This window comes from Nocardia uniformis NBRC 13702, assembly GCF_001613345.1.
GTDB lineage: Bacteria > Actinomycetota > Actinomycetes > Mycobacteriales > Mycobacteriaceae > Nocardia > Nocardia uniformis.
On the sequence record NZ_BDCE01000056.1, the window covers coordinates 77,499 to 98,722 of the forward strand.

19 protein-coding genes and 2 pseudogenes are annotated in these 21,224 nt (G+C 65.0%); 13 read left to right on the forward strand and 8 right to left on the reverse strand.

From position 1 onward, the window contains the following. Positions 1–14 precede the first annotated feature (14 nt). The 5 genes from NU1_RS19500 to NU1_RS19520 are packed head-to-tail and all read right to left on the reverse strand — an operon-like array spanning position 15 to position 6,077. The gene (locus tag NU1_RS19500) at positions 15–1,610 is read right to left on the reverse strand and encodes a flavin-containing monooxygenase (protein WP_067523222.1); all 1,596 of its coding nucleotides are present in this window, start codon (positions 1,608–1,610) and stop codon (positions 15–17) included. Continuing rightward, complete coding sequence (locus tag NU1_RS19505) at positions 1,607–3,253, reverse strand: flavin-containing monooxygenase (protein WP_245720205.1); 1,647 nt, start codon at positions 3,251–3,253, stop codon at positions 1,607–1,609. Before NU1_RS19505 ends, NU1_RS19500 begins: the two co-directional genes overlap by 4 nt. Before the next feature lie 21 nt (positions 3,254–3,274). Further along, entirely contained in the window at positions 3,275–4,168 is an 894-nt protein-coding gene (locus NU1_RS19510; protein ID WP_067523223.1) for an SDR family NAD(P)-dependent oxidoreductase, read from the reverse strand. Continuing rightward, positions 4,165–5,040, reverse strand: a complete 876-nt coding sequence (locus tag NU1_RS19515) for an SDR family NAD(P)-dependent oxidoreductase (protein WP_067523224.1) — start codon at positions 5,038–5,040, stop codon at positions 4,165–4,167. The genes NU1_RS19510 and NU1_RS19515 overlap by 4 nt, the downstream gene beginning before the upstream one ends. After that, a complete protein-coding gene (locus NU1_RS19520) occupies positions 5,037–6,077 on the reverse strand; it encodes an alpha/beta hydrolase (protein WP_067523225.1) in 1,041 nt (346 codons plus the stop codon). Before NU1_RS19520 ends, NU1_RS19515 begins: the two co-directional genes overlap by 4 nt. Positions 6,078–6,249: 172 nt before the next feature. Here NU1_RS19520 and NU1_RS19525 point away from each other — a divergent pair, with 172 nt between their 5' ends. Next, positions 6,250–6,915: a TetR/AcrR family transcriptional regulator gene (locus NU1_RS19525; protein WP_067523226.1), complete on the forward strand. Its 666-nt coding sequence runs from the start codon at positions 6,250–6,252 to the stop codon at positions 6,913–6,915. Between the two features lie 35 nt (positions 6,916–6,950). Here the strand turns inward: NU1_RS19525 and NU1_RS19530 are convergent, their stop codons facing one another. Together NU1_RS19530 and NU1_RS19535 are read right to left on the reverse strand one after the other, a co-directional pair. Beyond that, a complete protein-coding gene (locus NU1_RS19530; RefSeq protein ID WP_067523227.1) occupies positions 6,951–7,766 on the reverse strand; it encodes an SDR family NAD(P)-dependent oxidoreductase in 816 nt (271 codons plus the stop codon). Positions 7,767–7,877: 111 nt separating this feature from the next. Then, positions 7,878–9,275, reverse strand: coding sequence for an ABC1 kinase family protein (locus NU1_RS19535; RefSeq protein WP_084521630.1), 1,398 nt, complete (start codon positions 9,273–9,275; stop codon positions 7,878–7,880). A 168-nt stretch (positions 9,276–9,443) separates the two neighbouring features. On the opposite strand from NU1_RS19535, the gene NU1_RS19540 reads away from it, so the two are divergent. From NU1_RS19540 to NU1_RS43830, 12 genes and pseudogenes are all read left to right on the forward strand, one after another. Beyond that, positions 9,444–10,067: a TetR/AcrR family transcriptional regulator gene (locus NU1_RS19540; RefSeq protein ID WP_067523228.1), complete on the forward strand. Its 624-nt coding sequence runs from the start codon at positions 9,444–9,446 to the stop codon at positions 10,065–10,067. 157 nt (positions 10,068–10,224) lie between these two features. After that, entirely contained in the window at positions 10,225–11,205 is a 981-nt protein-coding gene (locus NU1_RS19545; RefSeq protein ID WP_371859812.1) for an MlaE family ABC transporter permease, read from the forward strand. Continuing rightward, positions 11,205–12,068 carry an MlaE family ABC transporter permease gene (locus NU1_RS19550; RefSeq protein WP_067523230.1) on the forward strand — a complete coding sequence of 288 codons (864 nt, stop codon included), beginning with the start codon at positions 11,205–11,207 and terminating at the stop codon, positions 12,066–12,068. Before NU1_RS19545 ends, NU1_RS19550 begins: the two co-directional genes overlap by 1 nt. A 3-nt stretch (positions 12,069–12,071) precedes the next feature. Continuing rightward, on the forward strand, positions 12,072–13,115 hold the full coding sequence (locus tag NU1_RS19555) for an MlaD family protein (RefSeq protein WP_067523231.1): 1,044 nt from the start codon (positions 12,072–12,074) through the stop codon (positions 13,113–13,115). Beyond that, entirely contained in the window at positions 13,112–14,122 is a 1,011-nt protein-coding gene (locus tag NU1_RS19560) for an MlaD family protein (RefSeq protein ID WP_084521598.1), read from the forward strand. The genes NU1_RS19555 and NU1_RS19560 overlap by 4 nt, the downstream gene beginning before the upstream one ends. After that, positions 14,119–15,108 (forward strand): MlaD family protein, encoded by a 990-nt coding sequence (locus NU1_RS19565; RefSeq protein WP_067523233.1) that lies wholly within the window; start codon positions 14,119–14,121, stop codon positions 15,106–15,108. Before NU1_RS19560 ends, NU1_RS19565 begins: the two co-directional genes overlap by 4 nt. A 1-nt stretch (position 15,109) precedes the next feature. After that, on the forward strand, positions 15,110–16,369 hold the full coding sequence (locus NU1_RS19570) for an MlaD family protein (RefSeq protein ID WP_169815102.1): 1,260 nt from the start codon (positions 15,110–15,112) through the stop codon (positions 16,367–16,369). Continuing rightward, positions 16,366–17,373, forward strand: coding sequence for an MlaD family protein (locus tag NU1_RS19575; RefSeq protein WP_067523235.1), 1,008 nt, complete (start codon positions 16,366–16,368; stop codon positions 17,371–17,373). Before NU1_RS19570 ends, NU1_RS19575 begins: the two co-directional genes overlap by 4 nt. Continuing rightward, positions 17,370–18,329, forward strand: coding sequence for an MlaD family protein (locus NU1_RS19580; protein ID WP_084521601.1), 960 nt, complete (start codon positions 17,370–17,372; stop codon positions 18,327–18,329). The genes NU1_RS19575 and NU1_RS19580 overlap by 4 nt, the downstream gene beginning before the upstream one ends. A gap of 18 nt (positions 18,330–18,347) precedes the next feature. Next, positions 18,348–18,971, forward strand: a complete 624-nt coding sequence (locus NU1_RS19585) for a hypothetical protein (protein ID WP_157552567.1) — start codon at positions 18,348–18,350, stop codon at positions 18,969–18,971. Between the two features lie 152 nt (positions 18,972–19,123). Next, positions 19,124–19,447: pseudogene (locus tag NU1_RS44285) on the forward strand (SDR family oxidoreductase); the annotation flags it as partial. Between the two features lie 61 nt (positions 19,448–19,508). Beyond that, positions 19,509–20,162 (forward strand): annotated as a pseudogene (locus tag NU1_RS43830) (SDR family NAD(P)-dependent oxidoreductase); the annotation flags it as partial. Positions 20,163–20,223: 61 nt separating this feature from the next. Here the strand turns inward: NU1_RS43830 and NU1_RS19600 are convergent. After that, the gene (locus tag NU1_RS19600; protein ID WP_067523240.1) at positions 20,224–20,985 is read right to left on the reverse strand and encodes a lysophospholipid acyltransferase family protein; all 762 of its coding nucleotides are present in this window, start codon (positions 20,983–20,985) and stop codon (positions 20,224–20,226) included. Between the last annotated feature and the right edge of the window lie 239 nt (positions 20,986–21,224).

Sequence of the window (21,224 nt, forward strand, 5' to 3'; positions counted from 1 at the left end):
TCCGGTGCTCGACCTCAGCCCTCGGTGACGAGTTCCGGGGACGGCTTACGCTTGGCCCGCCCATTGGTCGCGGCGCGCGCGGGTGACGCTGTCGCCGCGGTCTCGAAGGTGTAGTCGGTGAAGGGGAAGGTCCGGTGGGCGCGTCGTGCCGCGAAGAAGCCGGACGGTCGCAGGTAGGTCGAATCCCCCTGGGAATTGCGGTAATAGGTCGCCACGTGCTTGTTCAGATCGGTGAAGTAGTAGCGCAGCGCAGCGCTGCGGGTGATGACCTCACCGTGATAGGCATCGTGCACGTCCTGACGAACCTCCATCCGAACAGCCTTGCGGCGGTGCGCCTCCCGGATGGCGCGCACGGCATGGTCGGCGGTCATCTCGACGAAGGCGTGCCAGCCGCTGCCGGTCCAGCAGTACGGTCCCACCAGCATCCAGCGGTTCGGCAACTTCGGGATCGCCACGCCCTCATAGGCTTGCAGGCCGTTCTCGGTGTAGAACTTGCCCAGGTCGAACCCTTCGCGTCCGGTCACCATGCCTTCGCGGTAGGTTTCCGGGTCCGAGAAGACCTCGTAACCGGTGGCGAGCACGATCATGTCGAAGGTGTGCTCGACCCCGTCGCGAGTGCGGATGCCGTCGGCGGTGAAGGTCTCGATCGGCGCGGTGATCAGATCGACGTTCGCCCGGTTGTACGCACGCAGATAGGCATTGGAGAAGGTCGGCCGCTTGGCGATCGGGCCGAAGTCGGGGGTCAGTGCCGCGCGCGTGACGGGATCCTTCACCACCCACTTCAGGTAGCGGCGGATGAACTTCAGCGAGACCTGGTCCATCTGCCGCAACACCGGTTCGACGGTACTGGGCGGTGCCCCGGACAACACCCGGAGCACTACGTCCATGCCCATCAGGGCCACACCGTTGACGGCGGCTTGCAGGCCCGGCGTGCGCAGCACCCGGCGTGCGGGAGCCGGAATCCGGAAGTCCGGCTTGGGCAGAACCCAGACCGGCGTGCGCTGAAAGACGCTCAACGCGGCCACTTCCGGGGCGATGGTCGGTGTGATCTGCACCGAACTGGCGCCGGTGCCGATGATCGCGACCCGCTTGCCGGTGTGGTCGTAGCCGTGGTCCCAGCTCGGGGCGCGCTGGATCTTGCCGCGGAAGTCGGCCAGACCCGGAATACCCGGATCCAATTTGGGATTGACGAACGCACCGACCGCACTGATCACATAGCGCGCGGTGATCTCGTCCCCGGTCGCGGTCGCCAGCCGCCACAGACTCGCCGACTCGTCCCAATGTTCGGTGACGATATCGGTATCGAACCGCGCGTGCTCGTAGAGGCCGAATCGCTTGGCCACCTCGACGTGGTACTTCTTCACCTCCGCACCCTTGGGAAAGACACGGCTCCAATCGGGATTGCGCGCGAAGGAGTACTGATAGGTAATGGCCGGAACATCCACGCCCAGTCCGGGATAGGTGTTCTCATGCCAGGACCCGCCGAAATCGGCCGCGCGGTCGATGATGACGAAATCCGTCAGACCCGCCTCGGTGAGTTTGGCGGCGGCGGCGATCCCACCGGGACCACCACCGATGATGGCGATCTCGTGGTCGGGAACCGGGGTCATCGGGGATCTCCTGTCATGGCGGCGCGTGCCGGCCGGGCTTCGTAGCGATAGTCGTTGAGCGGGAAATGCTTGTTGCCCCACCACATGTCGAGATGGGTGGTAGGTCGTGCCACCGCTCCGTCGCCGTGGTAATTGATGTAGTAGGTATTGGAGTCGTCGCACGCGCCGCTGAGCCACAACGCCTTGTCGTGGGCATCGAGCACCTTGTGCCAGTACCGGTCGTGCGGCTCCTGCTTGATCTCCACCGCGGTCGCGCCGCGGCGTTTGGCCTCCGCGAGCGCCCTGACGATGTGCCGGGTGGTGCACTCGATCATCGCGATGTAGGAACCGGCCGCGAAGGCATAGGGTCCGGTGACGAAGAACAGGTTGGGGAAGCGGGGTATCGACACACCCTGGTACGCCTGGAAGCGGTTCTCGTGCCACCACTCACCGAGGTCGAGACCGTCGCGCCCGATGACCGGGAACGGCGGGGTCGCCCCCCGTTCCATGATCTTGAATCCGGTGGCGCACACGATGACATCGAGTTCGTACTCGGTGCCGTCGGCGGTGACGATGCCGGTCGGGGTGACCTTGGTGATCGAGTCCGTGGTCAGGGTGACATTGTCGCGGTTGAACGCCTGCAAGTACGCGTTGGACACCGAGGGCCGCTTGCAGCCGAAGGTGTACTGGGGTGTGAGCTTCGCGGCGACCTCGGGATCCTTGACCACCACGCCGGTCCAGCCGCGCAGCAGTCGTGTCACCCCATCGATGGGTTCGGGACGACGGCCGTACGCCAGCGCCACACCGCCCAGCGCCGCGTCGATACCGGCCGAGACCAGACCGCGCACCGCGGGCCGGACACCCGGCAGCCGGTCCAGGGCGGTCTTGACCCCCGCGGGAATCCGGAAGTTCGGTTTCGGCGCGACCCAGATCGGGGTGCGCTGGAACACCGTCAAGTGCGCGGCATTCTTGGCCAGCTCCGGAATCGCCTGCAGGGCAGTGGCTCCGGTGCCGATCACACCGATCTGCTTACCCGTGTAGTCGAAGTCGTGATCCCACCGCGAGGTGTGCACAATCTTGCCGGTGTAGTCGTCGAAACCATCAATGTCCGGCATCTTGGGCACTTCGATGCCGCCGACGGCGGGCACGAAATACCGTGAGGTAATGGTGATTCCATCGGCCGTAGTGGTGTGCCACAGCTGGCTCGGCTCATCCCAGACGGTCTCGGTGATAGTGGTGCCGAACACCATGTGCCGGTCCACCCCGAAGTGGGTGGCAACCTGCCGGGCATAGGCCTTCACCTCCGCACCCGGCGCGAACATCTGCGACCACACCTTGGGCTTGAGGTAGGAGAAGCTGTAGTAGATCGATGGAATATCCACCGCCACACCGGGATAGGTATTGATATGCCAGGTGCCGCCGAGGTCTTCGTGCTTCTCGATCACCACGTAGTCGTCGAAGCCCGCACGCCCCAGCTCCACACCGGCGCCGATGCCGCCGAACCCGGCGCCCACCAGTACCACCTCCACGTCCGGGATGGCCGGGTCGCCGAGCCCGGCGGTGCGCTCACGATGGCGCTCGGCGAGGCGCGTGAGCGCCGGGGCGGGCATCCCCGGCCCGCGCTCGGCCAGCAGGGTGGCGAGGTCGGTCAATGTCGCAGTCATGATCACACCTTGTGAGTTCGGTTAGGACGCGAGCGATTCGATGGCGGGCTTGTGCCGCGCACCGATACGGCCGAGCCGCTCCAGATTGGGTTTGCTACCCACGCGGGCCGCGACGGTCATCACGCCACGCAGCAGGCCCGGCGTGGCACGCGACAACGCGTACAGCGCATAGGCTTCGGGCCGCACCGGTACCACGACGCGGTTGCGCCGCACCGCCGAGACGATCATCTTCGCGGCGTAATCCGGATCGGACCCCAGCATGTTCATCAAGGCGGAAACCAGCGATTTGCCGGTATCCGCGGTCTCACCGGACAGCTCCAGGAGCTCGGCGGAGTCGCCGATATTGGTATTGATCAGACCGAAACACATTGCGCTCACCCCGATTCCGGACGTCGCGAGCTCGGCATGCAGCGATTCGCTGAGCATTCGGATCGCCGATTTCGAGGTGCAGTAGGAGGCGCAGTACGGGGCCGAGGAGAACGAGGCCACCGAGGAGACGTTCACCAGATGACCACCGCGCCCGCGCTCGGCCATCTGCGCGCCGAAGAGCCTGCTGCCGTGCACCACTCCCATCAGGTGCACGCCGAGCATGCGATGCCAATCCTGCATCGAATGCTCGAGGAAGGTGCCGCCGAGCATCATGCCGGCGTTGTTCACCGCGACGTCCGGGACGCCGTGCTCGACGCGAATCCGTTCCGCGAGTTCCTCGAACGCGACCGCGTCGGAGACATCGAGGCGATACGCGTGGGCGCTGCCGCCCTCCCGGTGGATCAGCTCCGCGGTCTCCCGCGCGGTGTCGATATTGATGTCGGTCGCAATGGCGACCGCGCCCATGCGGGCGAACCGGCGTGCGGTGGCGCGGCCGATGCCGCTGCCCGCGCCGCTCACGAATACCAATTCAGGGTTACGTTTCATTTCCCAGCCACCACCGTCCGCCGCTTCGTCCGGCCGGTCAGGGCCGCTATCTTGTCCACTACCGCGTGCCGTGCGCCCAGGCGCAGCAATCCCGGCGAGACCCGGGACATGAGGTAGCCGAACTTCGCCTCCGCCGTCACCAGCATGATCGGCGGATTGGTCCGTACGGCACGCACAATGGCCGCCGCGACCACATCCGGGCTGTGTCCGAAGCGTCCGGCGATATCTATCGTCGCCTGCTTCACCTCGTCGCCGTAGCCGTGCTCGGCGGTCTTCAGATGATCCGCGGCACGATAGAAGCCGGTGTCGATCATCCCCGGGCACACGGCCGTGACACCGATCTTGTCGCGAGCCAGCTCGATGCGCAGGCACTCCGACGCCATTCTCACCGCCGCCTTGGTCGTGCAGTACGGGGTGCTGAGCGGGATCGGGGTAAAGGCCGCGGCGGAGGCCACATTGATGATCTGACCGCCCTCGCCACGCAGCACCATCTGCTTGGCGAACAGCCGCGAGCCCTGGATCACGCCGTAGACGTTGACTCCCATCAGCCGGTCCCATTCGGCCGCGCTGTGGTCGAAAAATGCACCGGCCGTCGTGAATCCGGCATTGTTGACCACGACGTCGGCGACACCGTGATGATCGTGGACCTCGGTCGCGAACCGCTCCATCGCCTGTTCGTCGGAGACGTCGACGCGGTACGGATGCGCGGTGCCGCCCGCGTCGGCAACCAGCTTCGCGGTCTGTTCGGCGGCCTCGAGGTCGATATCCGCCGCGATCACCACCGCGCCGCCGCGGGCGAAGCGCAGTGTGGTCGCTCGTCCGATGCCGCTGCCGGCCCCGGTCACGACGACCAGCTCGGTTGCGCGTTTCATGATGCTTCCTTACCTTCGTTGCGACTTTCGTTGCGCGCCTGCGCGTATGCTTCGGTGACGAATTCCGCGATATCGGTGATGGCCTCTCGCGCCTCGGGCAGCACGTCGTGTGCGGCCTGGAAGACATGAACCTGTCGGCGCCAGATCTGCAGTCGCACCGGCACCCCGGCAATGCCGAGGCGCTCGGTCATGAGTTCGGCATCCGAGCGCAGCACCTCGGTGGAGCCGACCTGGATGAGGGCCGGCGGCATGCCCGCCAGCGGCCCGCTCACCGGGGACCAGGCCGGATCGACCGGCCCGAGCGACTCGAACCCCTTGCGCACCAATGCATCGAGCGAGTGCGCGCTCAGCAGCGCGTCGTCGGCATTGTTCACGTGCGCGGCCCGACGCCGGCTGTCCAGGTCCAGCCAGGGCGAGAGGCCGACAATCCCCGCCGGCACCGGCAATCCACGGCGCAGCGCGGCCACACCCACCGAGAAGGCCAGGAAGCCGCCCGCCGAATCACCCGCGACCACGATGTTCTCGGCCCGAATCCCCCTGCCCAACAGGTATTCATAGGCTTCCACCGCATCGTCGATGGACTCCCCGGGAGCGTGCCCGGGCAATTGCCGGTAGTCGACGTTCAGTACAGGAACCCCGGTCGCCGCCGACAGCGTCGCCACTAGCCGACGATGCGTGTTCAATCCACAGGTGAAGAACCCGCCGCCGTGCAGGTACAGGATCGCGCGCTCGCTGCGGCCGGGTTGCACGGCGGCGGCCGCGGTCACCCATTCCGCACGAAATCGCTCGAAGCGCACGACACAGGTGGTGGTGCCGCCGGGCGGGCGAATCACCTTGCCCGCCAATGGATCGATGAGACCGCCCAGCCAGAATGTGCGGGGGCCGATGACGGTGGCGACGAGATCGAGGGCCGGGCGGGCGACCGCCCGCATCACGGTCGCCCCCAGCCTGGTCTGCCAGGTCGGCCCACCTCGGTGCTCGACGCTGCCGACTTCTGATCGTTGTGCTCGGGCGGTCAGCCCGGTGGCCACATTCATGATGGTCCTTCGCCGTTGAAGAGCCGGCCTCTCCGGCCGTACCCACATTCGAATAGTATTACTATTTGAATAGCGTCGCAATATAACTGTCTGAGATGGCCCGCCCCCCGCGCGGACGGTGCCATACTGCTTGCATCCATTGACCGCGCGAATCGAAGGAGTGCGACCGCCGATGACGCGCCCGAAGCCACTGACCCGCGGCGAGAGCCAGGCCCAAACCCGCGAGGCGGTTCTGCAAGCCGCCGAGGAACTGTTCCTCACCAAGGGTTTTCACGACACCACCGTGGCTCAGATCGCCGCTGCCGCCGGTCGCACCCAGGGCTCCATCTACGGCAACTTCTCCGGCAAGGAACGCCTGTGCCAGGCTGTGCTCGAGCGCCGCTACAGCAGATCCTTCGCCGAGCTCGCCGCCGAGGTCGGCGCCGCCGATGACAACCTGGACGGCAAACTCGACGCCTTCGCCCGGTGGTGGCGTGAACTCAGCGCCGATGAGCCACTCACTGTGCTCATGACCGAGTTCACCCTGGCCGTCCGCAAGGATCCCGCACAGTTCACCGAATTGACGGCCTTCTGGGAAGTACTCAAGACCGTCCTGCGATCCACCATCGCCGGCACCGCCCACGCCACCGCGAACCCGGACGACGATCCGCAACTCGACGCCGCCGTGACCGGAATCGTCACCGGCGCAATCGGGCTCGCCATAAGTCAGGTCTCCGGGCTGGTCGACAACCACGCCTCCGGTGCGGCACTCAAGGATCTGATCCGGATCTGGATCGAACGCCTCGACGCACGCGAGGGAAACTCCCGCAAGCGATCCCGCTGGCGGCGCGCGAAGTAGCCCCGAAACCTCGAATGACGGCACCCGATGTGCGCTTACCGGGACGCGAACAGGAATTTGCCGAGAAACCGGATAATGGGCTGCGCCAGGCTGGGCGGGAGATAGCGCGGGACCACCGTCACAAACCAGGCATCCGGACCGGCGGACGCGAGCTTACTGCCTTTGAGCATTCCTTCCACCGCACGCCGGGCGGTGCCCTGCGGCTCGTGGAAGAACGGCAGATTCCACACCCAGCCCGGCAGGTATTTGGTTTCCTCGATGCCGTAAGCCAGCGGCGTCTTGGTAATGCCGGGCACGAAGGTGGTACAGGAGACGCCGCTGCCCGCGAGCTCGGAATGCAGCGCCGTGGAGAAGTAGATGACGAAAGACTTCGCCGCGGAATACGACGCCATGTAAGGCAGTGGCGACACACCCGCGGGTGAGGCGACATTCATGATCGCGCCGGCGCCCCGCGCACGCATGCCGGGCAGGAATGCGCCCGTAAGGTGGTGCAGCGCACTCACACTCACGTCCACCAGCACACGCTCGCGGGCCAGCGGCAGGGCATCGAAACGGCCGACGGAGATCAGACCGGCCACGTTCGCGACGCCGATGACAGCGTGCGGGCCGTGCAACACCGCGTCGATGAATTTGGCGCGCGCTTCGGCATCGGTCAGATCGAGCTGATGCACGTCGATCTCGATGCCGTTCCCGCGCAACTCGTCCGCGGCGTCTTGCACCGCGTCCTGCAGGTCGGCCAGCACCAGGTTGTAGCCGCGCGCGGCCAGTTCGCGCGCGACTTCCTTACCGATGCCGGATGCCGCTCCGGTTACCACCACTGTGGTGTCAGCGGACGGTCGGGGCAGTGCCATGGGGACTCCTTGTGTTGCAACGCTTCGTCTTTGAAGTGAACACGGCGCGGAGCCGTATGTTCGAATAGTAAGACTATTTGAATAGTGACGCAATATTGAATCTCGGCGCGATCATTCGGGCATGACGAAACCCAGTTCCGCGGCGCGCGCGGCGACGGCCTCGGGAAAGACGTTGCGCAGCAAAAACAGGTCCTTGCCCAGCACCCAGCCGGGGGCCAGTTCCTTGCCGTACCGCTCGAGGTAGGCCAATTGCTTTCCGGCCAAGGCCAATTCGCTGGGAGCAGCCCCGGCGCCCAGGCGATGCAACTGCAGCACGGAATTGAGCACTTGCCCCAGGTCGACTCCCGCCAGGCCGGATTCCAGGACCGCACCGAAGAGCATTCGCAACATGCCGCCGAGTTGCTCGTCGGTCGCCGAGTTGCCCGGCAGCACGTCCAGGGCGCGTAATCCACGCGCCACCCGGGTGTAGTCGCCGTCGATGGCGGCGGTGCGGAACATATCGCGGATCAGGGTCCGCCAAGGTCCCTGCAATTCGCCCATGATGCCGAAATCGAGATAGGCGATCCGGCCGTCGTCGAGCAGCCAGATATTTCCGGCATGCAGGTCACCATGAAAAAGCCCGTGTACCGCAATGGATTCCATCCACACCTTCACCAGCCGACGCAGTACCAGCTCACCGTCGACGCCGCGCTGGCGTAGCGCGTCGAACTCGTCGATCGGGGTGCCGTAGAGGCGCTCCATGCAGATCACCCTCGGGCCGCACAGCTCCGGATACACCGTCGGCGTGGTGACCCCCGCATTGTCGCCGAAGGCTCCGACGGTGGCGCCGAATCGGGCCTGACGAACGGCTTCCAACCTGAAATCCAGCTCGGCCCAGGTGATTTCGTACAGTTCAGCGAGCGCACCCGTCGCATTCACGCGGGCCAACACCGGGGCGCAGCGTTCCACGATCGCGGCCAGCCGGTACGCGATGCGAAGATCCCGCATCATGCGCGACCGGATATTCGGCCGCTGCACCTTGACCACCGCCGCACGACCGTCGGGTAGCCGACATGCGTGTACCTGGGCAATGGCGGCCGCGGCCAATGGCGCCTCGTCGAACTCCGGAAAGAGTTCGGCCACCGGACATCCCAGGTCCTCTGCCACAATGCGCCGAACGTCGGACACCGGGAACGGCGGCACCGCGTCGAGGCAGGTCAAGCAGGCGTCGGCGAGTCGGCGCGGGAAGATACCGGGTGCCGAGGCGATCAGTTGCCCGATCTTGACGAAGGTCGGGCCGAGAATCTCGAAGGCGCGCACCGCACCCCGCGCCGCCGCTGTGCCCCGATCCGGGTAGCGGCGGGTCACGAGGTGCACCAGCAGCTCGAGGGCGATCCGATAGAGCAGCACCGCGGCGATGATGACCGCGCGCCACAACTCGGATGGCCGGATTCTGGTCAGCGCAGGCGGCCCACTGGACTGCCTGGATGCAGAGACAGGATCGGCTGTCTGAGCCAATGTAACGTTCATCAGTCGCTCCATTTTCCGGCTTTCTACCAGCTATCTTCAGCCGACTGATCACACAGTACCCATAGATTCCGCCAACGAGTGCCGATCTCGGCGACAAAATTGTTACTCTGTCTCAGATGCGGTGAGCAGTGCCATCGCGGGCTCTGCGTGCGAAAGGGAACTTCCTCCATGGGATCGAACACGGTGCCGTACATACTCGCTGGCGCACAAGGGCTGCCACCTCTGCCGCCCGCCACCTTGGATCCACTACTGGACGCGGCCGCACGCTGTTTCGCACGGTTCGGAATCGACCACACCTCGGTGCCGGACGTAGCCCGGGAGCTTCGCGTCAACCGCGCCACCGTGTATCGACTGGGGGGCAATATCGAGCAGCTGAAACGGCTGCTGGTCACCCGCGAGGGCTACCGGATGATGGCAGAGCTGGCTACCCGAGTCGATGCCCCACTCGGCCCGGAACAGCTGGTAGAGACCATGACCTGGGCGATAACTCACATTCGCGAGCACCCCGTCGTGGCCAGGATTCTCGCTGGCGACGCCAACTCGGTACCCCATGAACTGTTCTGGGATGTCGATGAGCGGATACCACAGATCGCCTCCCTGGTCCTGCCGCTCATCGACAGTGCCATCTCCGGCGGCCACCTGGCCCGACGCGATCCACGCGTCGTGGCGGAGTGGGTGATCCGCATCAGCGCCAGCCTGATCGCCGTACAGCCGGAGGTCGGCACCGAACAATTCCTGGCCGAAATCCTGATCCCCGCTCTCACTCCGGCACGCAGCCGAAAGCGCGAGTGACCAAGGACAAAATCAGATTGACTCAGACAGATTCCCGCAAACCCTTGACCCCGCGACAAAGCGGAAATACTGTCACAGTGTCACGCATCACTCCCCCGCTTGACCCGCCCGGATCCACACGGACGTGATCGACGAAACAACGCTGTAGGGGGCGGAAATGGCCAAAGGTCCCGCAACAATTACCGATCGACAGCCTGCGCGCACACCGGATTTGCACCATCCGACGCAACCTGTCTCAGACACACACGATCGATCGTCGGTCCCGATGCCCACCGGATCGGCCGTCGGCGACGCGATCGTGGCCCGGGGTTCCCGCTGGATCGTCGCGATACTCGAATCACTGCAACGGTATTCCCGCCGCACGGCACTCGCGGGGCTGCGAACATTCGGCCGGACCATCGAATTGGCCGTCGAGGCGTTCCGTTTCATGGTGGTCGACATAGTCCGGCTGCGTTTCCCATGGCGCGAAGCGCTCGGTCAGGCCTCGTTCATGGCCTCGGTCTCCGCCCCGCCGGCCCTGCTGATCTCCATCCCGTTCGGCGTTATCGTTCTGCAGCAGGTCGGCTCGCTGACCGCGCAGATCGGTGCCACCTCCATGTCCGGCGCGGCCGGCGGCGTCGGAATCATCAGCCAGGCAGCGCCGATGGTGTCCGCACTGTTGCTGGGCGGCGCCGCCGGGGCCGCGGTGGCCGCCGATCTGGGTGCGCGCACGGTGCGCGAGGAGATCGACGCATTGAAGACCATGGGCATCAATCCCGCTCAACGCCTGGTGGCCCCGCGCATCGCGGCCATGCTGGTGGTCGCGCCGCTGCTGTGCCTGCTGATCATCTTCGTCGGCATCGGCACCATCTACGTACTCAATGTCACGCAACTGCACGGATCCCCGGGATCGTTCTTGTCCGCGTTCGCCGCGTTCGCCCGGCCCGTGGATCTGTGGATCGCCATGATCAAATCCACGATCATGGGCGTGCTCGTCATCATCGTCGCCTGTCAGCGCGGAATCGAGGCACGCGGCGGGCCGCGTGGCGTGGCGGATGCTGTCAATGCCGCCGTCGTAGTGAGTGTATTGCTGGCGATCATCGCCAATCTGGTGATCACCCAGGTCACCGCCATGTTCTTCCCGCCCAGGATCGGCTGATGGCGAGCCGATACGCGCCGCCGCTACTGCGGCCGCTCCTCGCCACGGGCCAGGTACTGGCCAGGCCGGTAAAAATCTTCGTGGCATTGGGGCATCAGGCGCTGTTCGTGCTCAAGGTGCTGGCCGCGATTCCCTTTACGCTTACGAACTATTGGCGGCAGGTGCTGCTCATGGTTTCCGACATCGCCTGGGGCAATGGCGCACTCGTGGTCGGCGGCGGTACGGCGACGGTGCTGATCGGCATGGGCTTCGGCTTCGGCGCGGCCACCGGAATCGTCGGCTTCATGCTGCTCGATTCGGTGGGTATGGGTCCGCTGACCGGATTCCTGTCCTCCTACGCCAATACTCGCGAACTCGCGCCGCTGATCGCCGCCATCGGCTTCGCCGCGCAGGCGGGCTGCCGCATGACCGCCGAGATCGGTTCCATGCGCATCTCCGAGGAGATCGACGCCCTGGAATCCATTGCGGTGCGGCCGCTTCCATTCGTCGTGGGCACCCGAGTGGTCGCTGGATTCATCACCATCGTGCCGCTGTACCTGTTGACGCTGCTGATCTCGTATCTGTCGTCAGCGCTGATCATCACGGTGCTGCACGGCGCGGCCAGTGGCACCTACGACCATTACTTCACAACCTACGTCGCACCTATGGACGTGTTGTATTCGCTCGTCAAGGCCATCATTTTCGTAGTGGCGATCATTCTCTTCCACAGCTATCAGGGCTATTACGCCGAGGGTGGGCCGGAGGGCGTCGGCAAGGCGTCCGGCCGCGCGATCCGAGCGAGCCTGGTCGGGGTGATCGTGCTCGACATGATCCTCACGCCGCTGCTGTGGGGTTCCGACGCCGGCATCAAGATCACCGGGTGAATCATGAGTAGTTATAAGGACCTTTCGGGTCGTTCGGCCGGACCTGCCCTGCTCGCCCTGACCGGCATCGCGACCGTGATCCTCGCGCTCGTGCTCGGACTGACGTTGCGCGCATACCAGCGCGGCGACTTCCGGCAGGACTTCCGGTTCACCATCGAGGCCGAGCAACTCGGCGAGGGGCTCGCCGACGGCGCCGATGTGAAGATGCGCGGCTTCGCCATCGGCAGAATCACGGCAATCAGCTTCCTGGGCAGCGGCCGGCAGCGGCTCGAAGCCGAGGTTCGGCCGCCATTCGCCGCGGAGATCCGCGACAACCTCACCGCCCGGTTCGTATCCTCGAATATCTTCGGCGCGACCGGAATCGAGTTGCGGCCCGGCAATGGACCTGGGCAACCCCTGTCCCCCGGCGGGGTGCTGCGCATCGCGGCGGACAGCCAATCCGTTGCCGTGACGGCCCTGATGCGCACGATCGGCGAGTTCGCGCAGCTATTCGAACGCACCAAACTCGACACCGTGCTGACCAGCCTGGCCGATTCGACACCGGCATTGGCCGAATCGTTCCGGCTGCTGCTGCAACTGAGCCAGGCCATACGGGAGACCGATCCGGACGCGCGCGTCGCGGTCGGATCCATGATCGGTGACCTCGCCGCCGTCACTGCCGCCTCCTCGGTCCTGATGGCCACCGCGCCCGGCCCGTTGCGAGAAATGTTGAACGGCACCGGTTTCCTGGTGGACAAACGAACCGAGGCGATCGCGACCATGACCGGGCTGACCCAGATCGGCGATGTGCTCGCGCCCTTCGTCGGGCAGCAGGGTGGCGACATCTCCCGCATCATCGACGGGTTGCTGGCCATCATCATGCCGGTGGCGGGAACCCTGCGCACGGTGCCCGCGGCGTTCATGAATCTGGGCACGCTGGCGGAGCGGATCAACAACGCCTTTCCCACGGTGAACGGCACGGTGGTCCTGCACCTGGACCTCACGCTGAGCAAATTGGCGTTCCTGCCCTACAGCGCGGGCCTGCTGACCGGCGGAGGCGAGCGATGAGAGGACGCGAACTACGCAACGCGGCAGTGGTTTTCACCGTGTTCGCGGTACTGGCGCTGTGGTCGGGCAATATGGTCCTGCGCACGCTGCGACCGGGCATATCGGGTGAATTGATCTCCTACGCGGCCGATTTCACCGATGTCTCCGGCCTGTTCGAAGGCGACGACATCCGGATGTCCGGAGTCCGGGTCGGCAAGGTCTACGCGGTCACCCTCGACAATGGTCACGCGCATGTCCGCTTCGGCGTGCAGCGTGACCAGCCGGTCTACCGCAACACCATTGCCGCGGTCCGCTACCAGAACCTCGCCGGTCAGCGCTTCGTCTCGCTCGAACAGCCCGACGCCCGAGGCGAACTGCTGCCCGAGGACACGACAATCCCACTCGCGCAGACGATTCCGGTACTCAATATCACCAAGGTGCTGGACGGACTGCGACCCATCTTCGAGAATGTCTCCCCGGAGATGGTCAATCAATTCAGCCAGAACCTGCTCACCGTGCTCCAGGGTGACGGCAGCGGGGCGACGCCGCTGCTGCGCGATCTGGACGCCATCAGCTCGACCATCGCCGCACGCGAGGACATTCTGACGCTGATCGTGCGCAGTATGGGCGGTATCTCCCGCGAGCTCTCCGGCCGCTCCGGCGAATTCCTCACCCTCATCCGTTCCTTCGGTGAGATCACCACCACGTTCGATCGCTACCTGACCGAGCTGAAGGCCGGATTCGCCAGTGCGAACGCGGGTTTGGGCGTGCTCATGCCGTGGGTCGTGCAGGTGCAGTCCATCTACGACGACAACTTCCCGACGATCGGAGATTTCCTGCGTCGCATCAGCGATCAGGACGTCCAGACATTGGAGACCGTGTTGAAAGCAGTGCCTCTCGGTCTGGCCGCGGCCGACCAGTTGCTCGCGCGCAACGGCACCGCGCAGACCGCGCAATGCGGCCAGACTACCGTGCCGCTGCCGAAGTACGTCACCATCGGCGGCACGACCCTGGATCTGTGCCCATGACACACAAACGCACCAGGTACAACGCTGAGGCCGAGGCGAGCGGGCAGACCCGGATCGGACTCTACGGCGTGGCTTTCCTCGTGATCGTCATGCTGATCGTCACCTATCTGTTCGTGACCCCGATCGGTGAGAAGAGCTACGTCGCGAACTTCACCACCTCCGGCGGCGCCCGGGTGCTGGACGAAGTGCGCATCGCCGGCATCCGGGTGGGCCGGGTGCGCGGGGTGAAGCTGGTCCGCGACCACGTCGAGATCACGTTTTCCGTGCGCCGCGATGTAGTGCTGGGCGACCGAACCCGTGCCGACCTCGAACTGCTCACCCCGGTCGGCGGGCACTTCCTGGCGCTGACCATTGACGGCAAGGCCGATCCCGGCCTGCGCTCGATTCCACTGGAACGCACCACGGTCCCGTACGATCCGGCCCGCCTGCTCGAGGAGGCGGCACAGCAGGTCGAGGGCGTCGACGGCAGTGTCATGCGCGCCTCGCTCGAGGAACTCGCCAAGGGTTTGCAGAACGCGCCCAACGCGCTGGCTTCCATCGCGGCGAACGCTGCCACGGTGGTGAACCTGGTGACCACGCAGGGTCAGCAGTTGCAGGACGCGGTATCGCTGGCCGACGAGTACCTGACCATGAGCGCCCAGAACAGGCAGGAACTGATCACGTTCTTGCAGCAAGCCGCCGCCATTGTCGACACCATCATGCAATCTCGGGGCGATATCGTCGGCACGCTGCAGTACCTGTACACCGTCGTCGAGACGCTGTACCCGCCCCTCACGGCGTACGAGACCGCGTTGGAACCCGTCCTGCGTGACGGCGAGGCCCTGATCGCGACGCTGAACGCCAACCGCGACAGCATCGATCAGATCCTGACCGTCCTCGCGCCTTTGTTGAACAAGCTCAAAGAGGCGACCGGGCAGGGACCGTTCTTCAATGCCGATCTATCTCAGGTGCTGGTGCACAGCGCCCGATGCCAAGGGGGGTGCTGACATGCGGGCACTGTGGCGGATACCGTACGCATTGCTGCGAGCAACGTCGGACCAGCTTCGAACAACGTTCCCCGCCAAGGGATTACGGACGCTGCGCATAGTCGGCGTTGGTGTGGTCCTACTGGCCGTGCTGATCGGCGTGAGCATGGGGCCGCAGGTGTGGGCGGCGGGTGAACAACGGTACGACGCGGCCTTCAACCGCATCGGGATGTGCGCCGAATTCTCCGACGCCGTGGGCATCTACAAAGGCAATGGCGTCTCCATGCTCGGAGTGAACGTCGGCAACATCACCGATATCCAGCCGCAGGGCGACCGCGTCCTGGTCCGCTTCGACATCGACCGAGATCTCGAACTCCCCGCCAATGTCATGGCGGCCACGGTCTCCGGATCGATCGTCACCGACCGCACCATCCAGCTCACTCCGCCGTACCGGCAGGGTGCGAAATTCGATACCGCCCAGTGCATTCCGCTGTCCCGCACGCGTACCGCGAAGGGCATCAGCGCGGGATTCGCCGCCACCGACACCCTCGTGAAGGCACTGCTCGGCAAGACCGCCGACGGCACCCCCACCGACCCGCAACAGTCGCCCGAGCTGCTGCGCACCCTGCTGAACACCACGGCCGACCAGGCGATCACGGCCGCGCCGGCGATCGACGGGATACTGCGCGACCTACCCACGCTGCTCGGCGACGTGGGTGGCCGGGAAGCCCAGTTACGCAGCCTGATCAGCAATACGGATGCACTGTCGACCGATCTGGTGGCGAACGCCGGATCGATCAGAGCCATAGTGTCGCAAGCGAATACGGTGCTCGCGACATTCACCGAGCTGATGCCGCAGCTGGTGACCGGTCTCGGCCACCTCAACGCCGGAGTGTTGATCCTCATACGCAATCTCGAGAAATACGGCACCCGCCTGGTGACCGCGGTCGACACCGCCGTACCGACCATCGGCCTGCTCGCCGATCACACCGGTGACATCAAAGATGTACTGGCGCAACTGCCCCAGCTGGGCAACAACTTGCTCGCGCTCTATGACCCGGCCGGTCGCACCGGCGGCATCGGACTGCGACCCCCGCAGATCCGGGTGTCCACCGACTTCGCTCGCGATATGTGTGTGGCCGCAGGCATTCTCAGCAAAACGCCGGCCATCCCGCCACTGCCGAATCCCGAATGCAACCTCGATCTGACACCCGGCGGCACAGTCGATTTCGGGCTGATCCAGATCCTCTTGCGCGCGGCGGGCGCGGGGGTGACCGAATGAGGCTGCGACTGTGCGCCGCCATCGGATCGGCGCTGCTGGTCACCGGCTGCGGCGTCGAAGCCATCGACCTGCCGATCCCCGGCGTCGCGGTATCCGGGCCGACCTACACCATCTCGGTGCAATTCGCGAATGTGCTCAACCTGACCGGCAAGGCCGAGGTGCAGCTCAATGGCATTCGGGTCGGAGTGCTGAAATCGACCAGTGTCGCGAACTTCGTGGCCACCGCGGTCCTCGAACTCTCCAACGATGTGCAGGTACCGAACGACACCAAGGTCGAACTGCGCCAGGCCACACTGCTGGGCGACATCTACATCGCACTGACACCGCCGCCCGGATCCACCGCGCCGCCCTTGCCACCCGGTGCGGTCGTACCGGTGTCGCAGACCATGCCCGCACAGAATCTCGAGGAACTCATCCGCGGCTTCGCCAGCGTGCTCAACGGCGGCACCTCCGCATCCCTGACCTCCGGCATCGCCCGGATCAATGCCGCGATGCCGCCCCAGGACGAACTGCGCGACCTCCTGCTCTACGGCAGGGACGGAATCAGCCAACTCGCCGGCAGCACAGGCGAACTCGATCAGATACTGACTTCGGCGGCCGCGCTCACCCAGATGGTCGCCGACAATCAGGAACTGCTCGACGCGCTGATGCGCGACGTGCCGGCACGCGCGAGCACGCTCGCTGGGGCCTTCGACCAATTCGGACGGTTCGCGGGTGATGTGCCGACCATCGGTGACGCCATCGTCAAATATCTGGGTGGGCAAACAGGAGCCGACATCACCTCGATCCTCGCCATCGTGACCCCCTTGGTCGGGGTGATCGCCACCGCCGACCTGACATTGCCGCAATTGCTCGGACCGCTCGACGCGCTGCGGCAGAAGCTGACCGCAGCGCTGAGCACCGGCAATTTCGGCATCGCGGTGGACCGGCTCACCGTGGAGGGCGGCGGCGCGCCGTCACCCGAACTGTGGGAACTGCTGCGCAAGACGGGAATGGTGTCATGAAGGGTCGTCCGCTCCTTTCACTCTTCGCGGTGCTCGTGATGACCGTGGTCTGCGCGGTGAGCCTGGTCTTCGGGGTCTTGAAGTTCGAACCGCTCGCGGACAAGATCACCGCGACGGTGCTGCTGCCGGACTCCGGCGGGCTCATGGAGACCTCCGATGTGACCCTGCGTGGCATCAAAGTCGGTAAGGTGCACCAGATTTCACCCGCGACGGGTGGGCTGCTCTCGGTCTCGATCCGACTGGACGCCGATGCGCGAATTCCGCTCGCGGCGACCGTCTCGGTGCAGAATCTCTCGCCGGTCGGCGAACAGTTCCTGGACTTCACCCCCGACTCCACCGACGGGCCCTACCTCACCGAAGGCACTGTCATACAGGGCGTTCGAGTGCGGGTGCCACCGAGCGCGGCCTCGGTGCTGAGTTCGGTGAACGAACTCTCCAGCCAGATCGATGTGCAGAAGCTCAGCGCCCTGGCCGATCTGCTCGGTGGTTCGACGCTGGCCACCCGACAGAACACCGAACTCATCAAGGATGTCTCGACCCGCCTGGCCCGGCTGCTGGCCGACGACAAGGACGCGCTCATCAGGATCTACCGCAACGGCAAGGTCCTACTCGACCTGGGCGGCCGATTCGCCGGGGATCTGGGCGATCTCGCGCCGCAGGTGGATCGGCTCACACCCGCGATCGCTCCCCTGGCGGCCTACATCTCTCAGCTGGCAGACCTGGGCTACCGCGGCTGGCCGATCATATTCCCGCTCATCGACAAGCTGAAGGCGGAACTCGATCCGGTGATCCCGAAGATCGCCGACGCGGTCGACCGGGAGGTCCCGCCGGATCGGCGCGAACTGCGCGACGGCTACTGGGGAAACGTCGACGCCGGCTCCGTCATGGACATGATGCTCAACCTGTTCCCGCCCGACGGCGCGCTACGCGTCCGTATCGGGTCACCGGGGAACTGATTTCAAGGAGTGCTGGAAATGGTAGTCAAGGGAATGCTCGAGGAGCCCACCACCACGGTGGAAGATGCTGAGCCGCACACCGATTCATCGGAATCCACCACCACGACGAAGGCCGAAACACCGACGGCCGAAACGCCGAAATTGTCGGCGACGAAACTACTCTCCGCCGTCACACTTCTCGCCATAGTCGTCGCGGGAATCCTGGGCTTCACGCACTACCGGGACGCGGCCGAAATCGACCGCCTGTCCGCCGCCCGAACCCAACTCGACGACCAGACCGCCGCAATGAACGCTGCTCGTGACTTCGTCACGACGGTGACCACCTACAACCACAGCGACCTCGACCCCTACGTCACCGCCGTCGCGGCAGCCACCACCGGCAAGTTTCACGACCAGTACGCGACGGCAGGTGACGCGATCAAGAATCTGATCTCCGGCGCCAAGGTCGTCTCCACCGGCAAGGTGGTCGAGACCGGCGTCTCCCGGGTCGACCCGAGCGGCGATATCACCGTCATCCTCTTCGTGGACCTCACCTTCCAGAACGCCGACACCCCCGCGCCCCGCAACGAGGGCATGCGCATGTTCACCACCCTGCACAAGGTCGGTGACCGGTGGCTCGTCTCCGATATGGGTCCACGGTGAATTCCCTCGGTCGATCGGGACAGCGCACATATTGTTCAGTAATACTGTCTGAGACACTCTTGGTTACGCTGTGTAACACAGGAATACGGCACGGGCATATAACGACGTCCGCGCTGCGCACCTGAATTCCAGTCGATTCGAGGACACATTCAATGAAGAAGAAACCCTTCTATCCAGGCCTGGCGGTAGTTGCCGGCGCGGGCAGCGGCATAGCGAAAGCGCTGGCCGCCGCCGGCGCGGAAATCGTCATCGCGGATATCGATTTCGACGGTGCGCAGTCGTCCGCGGACGAGATTCGTGATCTTGGCGGGATTGCCACGGCGTACCGGCTCGACGTCACCGACACCCCCGCACTCGAAGAGTTCGCCGAGCGAGTGCGTGAGCGGCACGGCGTGCCCGATGTGGTGGTCAATAATGCGGGGATCATTGTGGGCGGACCGTTCCTGGATGTTCCGCAGGCCGATCTACAACGCATTATCGACGTCAATCTGATGGCAATGGTGCACGGCTGCCGGGTGTTCGGCGCGCAGCTGGTCGAGCGGCGCGGGCGGTCATCTGGTCAATTTCTCGTCCATGGCCGCCTTCGCCGCGGCCCCGTACACCGGTCCGTACAGCATCAGCAAGTACGCGGTGAAACATTTCAGCGACTGCCTGCGCGCCGAAATGGCCCCGCACGACATCGGCGTCACCGTCGTCTGCCCGGGGCTGATCTCGTCCAATCTGTCTGCCAGCGCCGGTCTTTCGTCACTGTTGAATGAGGAGCAGTCCGCCACCGCCCGGGCCGTAATGCTCAAGGTGCAGGCACTGCTGGGCATGCATCCGGACAAGGCGGGACGACAGATCGTCGATGCGATCACGCGCAACACCGCAGTCGCGCCCATCCGCCCCGAGGCGCGCATCGCCTGCCCGCTCGCCCGCTGGTTCCCCGGAGTGGTGCGCACGGTGATGACGGTGGCAGCCCGCCCCGATATCGGGCAGGTGCGCTCGGCAGTCGACCGTCCGGGCGTACTGCACCGGGTCCAGCGCGTGGCGGACCGGATTCCATTCCGCGACAACAAGGGCGTCGCCGATCCGAAGCTGCGGATTCCAGCGCTCCCCCACACACATTCACCCACCCCCGCCGTCTCCGTACCAGCCGCATCACCCTCACCTACGTCCAAGCGAGCCTGCCTGAAGTCGCCGAAGCACTGACAGCAATCACATTGTCGGAGACGGCCAGAGCCGGACGTACTTTGTAATCGAGGCACCTGGATCAGTATGCGGCGACGGCTCCGCTCAATGCTGACTGGAGTTCGTCGCGGGCAATTCGAGTGATTTCCGCAGGCTTGGTGGGGAGGTTCGGGATCGGCATGCCGAAGTAGAAGCTAGCCGACTTCGCCTCTTCCTCGGTGGGTTCGACCGACGCGTCCCCGCGTGGGCCGTAGCTCAGGCCCATGCTCACCAACACCGGGTCCGCGCCGAGCTTCTTGGCGCGAAAAGCTATGTGCCCGATGCCAGATCCGACGGACTGCACCTCCGCGGGGTCAACGAGATTGCACGTGCCCTCAGGGAACAGGGCCACGCTGTCACCGGCTGCCATGCGCTCGGCACAGAGATCGATCATCTGTTGCCCCGCGGCGTTCACCGCACGCAGGCCATGGTCCTTGCCACGGAACACCGGAACCCCACCCATCATGTCGATGCGCCGACGCAACTTGTCCTCCAGGAACAGCTCATCTTTGGCCAGTACGCGGGTCCGCCCGATGATTGGCCGCAGCGCACTGCGCCATGCGGCCGCCCCCACCGTGTATGGGTCCAGCTGCGAGAGATGATTTATGGAAATCAGCACTGGACGGCCCCGGGATACGAACTCGCGCAACCGCTCTCGTGCACCCGGCGCATAGGTAATACGCGGCTGGAACCGACGACTCAGCAGCCAGTACGCTCCCTTCGCCTGCAATCTCGGCTGCTGATGCTTGCGATAGAACTCGTACACAGCGTCATTGTTCTCGAGAACAACCTTCGGACGTTCCATGCCATTCGAACCTCGCGGTGTCACGGCGTCCGGATGCTGAGATATTGCCAAGCCTCCCTACTTTTATTGCAGTGAGACTGCGATAAGGCAAGAGCTACGAAAGGGCACACCGTGAACACCCCGATCATCGATCTTGGGTCCGTCACTATGAATCTCGCCGACGTGGTGACATCACTGGCCTCGAACGTGACATACCTGCTGCAATCATGGGGATCGGTGTAGGTGACGGGCGGCTTCAA

Excerpts from the sequence above, each read along its gene's own strand:
- NU1_RS19525 (WP_067523226.1), top strand. The coding sequence starts at position 6,250 with ATGACGCGCCCGAAGCCACTGACCCGCGGCGAGAGCCAGGCCCAAACC.
- NU1_RS19530 (WP_067523227.1), bottom strand. The coding sequence starts at position 7,766 with ATGGCACTGCCCCGACCGTCCGCTGACACCACAGTGGTGGTAACCGGA.
- NU1_RS19555 (WP_067523231.1), top strand. The coding sequence starts at position 12,072 with ATGAGTAGTTATAAGGACCTTTCGGGTCGTTCGGCCGGACCTGCCCTG.
- NU1_RS19580 (WP_084521601.1), top strand. The coding sequence starts at position 17,370 with ATGAAGGGTCGTCCGCTCCTTTCACTCTTCGCGGTGCTCGTGATGACC.
- NU1_RS19560 (WP_084521598.1), top strand. The coding sequence starts at position 13,112 with ATGAGAGGACGCGAACTACGCAACGCGGCAGTGGTTTTCACCGTGTTC.
- NU1_RS19575 (WP_067523235.1), top strand. The coding sequence starts at position 16,366 with ATGAGGCTGCGACTGTGCGCCGCCATCGGATCGGCGCTGCTGGTCACC.
- NU1_RS19570 (WP_169815102.1), top strand. The coding sequence starts at position 15,110 with ATGCGGGCACTGTGGCGGATACCGTACGCATTGCTGCGAGCAACGTCG.
- NU1_RS19520 (WP_067523225.1), bottom strand. The coding sequence starts at position 6,077 with ATGAATGTGGCCACCGGGCTGACCGCCCGAGCACAACGATCAGAAGTC.
- NU1_RS19565 (WP_067523233.1), top strand. The coding sequence starts at position 14,119 with ATGACACACAAACGCACCAGGTACAACGCTGAGGCCGAGGCGAGCGGG.
- NU1_RS19540 (WP_067523228.1), top strand. The coding sequence starts at position 9,444 with ATGGGATCGAACACGGTGCCGTACATACTCGCTGGCGCACAAGGGCTG.
- NU1_RS19505 (WP_245720205.1), bottom strand. The coding sequence starts at position 3,253 with ATGACTGCGACATTGACCGACCTCGCCACCCTGCTGGCCGAGCGCGGG.
- NU1_RS19550 (WP_067523230.1), top strand. The coding sequence starts at position 11,205 with ATGGCGAGCCGATACGCGCCGCCGCTACTGCGGCCGCTCCTCGCCACG.
- NU1_RS19600 (WP_067523240.1), bottom strand. The coding sequence starts at position 20,985 with ATGGAACGTCCGAAGGTTGTTCTCGAGAACAATGACGCTGTGTACGAG.
- NU1_RS19510 (WP_067523223.1), bottom strand. The coding sequence starts at position 4,168 with ATGAAACGTAACCCTGAATTGGTATTCGTGAGCGGCGCGGGCAGCGGC.
- NU1_RS19515 (WP_067523224.1), bottom strand. The coding sequence starts at position 5,040 with ATGAAACGCGCAACCGAGCTGGTCGTCGTGACCGGGGCCGGCAGCGGC.
- NU1_RS19585 (WP_157552567.1), top strand. The coding sequence starts at position 18,348 with ATGGTAGTCAAGGGAATGCTCGAGGAGCCCACCACCACGGTGGAAGAT.
- NU1_RS19545 (WP_371859812.1), top strand. The coding sequence starts at position 10,225 with ATGGCCAAAGGTCCCGCAACAATTACCGATCGACAGCCTGCGCGCACA.
- NU1_RS19535 (WP_084521630.1), bottom strand. The coding sequence starts at position 9,275 with ATGAACGTTACATTGGCTCAGACAGCCGATCCTGTCTCTGCATCCAGG.
- NU1_RS19500 (WP_067523222.1), bottom strand. The coding sequence starts at position 1,610 with ATGACCCCGGTTCCCGACCACGAGATCGCCATCATCGGTGGTGGTCCC.